The sequence below is a fragment of the Negativicoccus succinicivorans genome (assembly GCF_018373335.1).
Classification (GTDB): domain Bacteria; phylum Bacillota; class Negativicutes; order Veillonellales; family Negativicoccaceae; genus Negativicoccus; species Negativicoccus succinicivorans_A.
The window spans coordinates 1-1,078 of record NZ_JAHAHH010000145.1 but is presented as its reverse complement, the minus strand read 5'-3'; the positions used below and the strand labels follow the sequence as shown (position 1 = coordinate 1,078).

Here is a 1,078-nt window from a genome sequence, read left to right as displayed (position 1 = left end):
TGCCGCCTCCACAATCGTTACCCATGCCGGGGTGGCGGAACAGGCAGACGCAACGGACTTAAAATCCGTCGGTTGGAAACAACCGTACCGGTTCGATTCAGAACGTAGGAAGATCAATTCCTGATTTTCGGATTACAGAAAGGACATTTTTCTCATCTGTAAATGCTACCCGTCTGTTATTAATTGTCATATATCCCATATCTTCTGCCTCCTACTCTTCTATATGAATGGCACCAAACGCACAGGAACTCTCACACGCTCCGCACTTGATGCACTTGTCATTGTCAATTACAAACGGTTCTTTGATTCTTCCGCTGATCGCTCCCACCGGACAGTTTCTTGCGCACTTGGAACATCCCTTGCAGCGCTCCGGACTGATAATGTATCTTCTAAGTGCAGTACAAGTATGAGAAACGCACTTCTTATCCACCACATGCTCCACATACTCATCCCGGAACAATTTCAATGTACTCACAACAGGCAGAGCCGCACTCTTCCCGAGACCGCAAAGAGCTGTCTCTGTAATCATATTTGCCAGTTCCTCCAGAAGATCCAGATCTTCCAGTTTTCCGTTGCCTGCCACGATCCGCTCCAGAATCTCCAGCATCCGCTTGGTACCTTCCCTGCACGGCACACATTTTCCACAGCTCTCATTCTGCGTAAAATTCATAAAGAACCGGGCAACCTCCACCATACAAGTGTGGTCATCCATGACAACCAGACCGCCGGAACCGATCATTGCTCCCATCTTCTTAAGAGAATCAAAATCCAGATTGACATCCAGATGCCTTGTAACCAGACATCCGCCGGACGGTCCGCCAATCTGCACTGCTTTGAACACTCCATCGCCTTTGATTCCTCCGCCGATATCATAGATAACTTCGCGCAAGGTTGTCCCCATCGGAACCTCAATCAGCCCGGTATGCTTTACGCTTCCTGTCAGGGCAAATGCCTTCGTACCCGGGCTGTTATCCGGTCCGATGCTCTTAAACCACTCGGCCCCTTCGCTAATTATCATCGGGACATTGGCGAAAGTCTCCACATTATTCAATACTGTTGGTTTGGCAAATAATCCCTG

At 48.9% G+C, this 1,078-nt stretch carries 1 protein-coding gene; it reads right to left on the bottom strand.

Translation table 11 applies throughout. The features are described 5' to 3' along the window. Positions 1-211 precede the first annotated feature (211 nt). On the bottom strand, positions 212-1,078 hold an 867-nt coding region (locus KH813_RS06810; protein ID WP_303994579.1), incomplete at its 5' end, for an NADH-ubiquinone oxidoreductase-F iron-sulfur binding region domain-containing protein.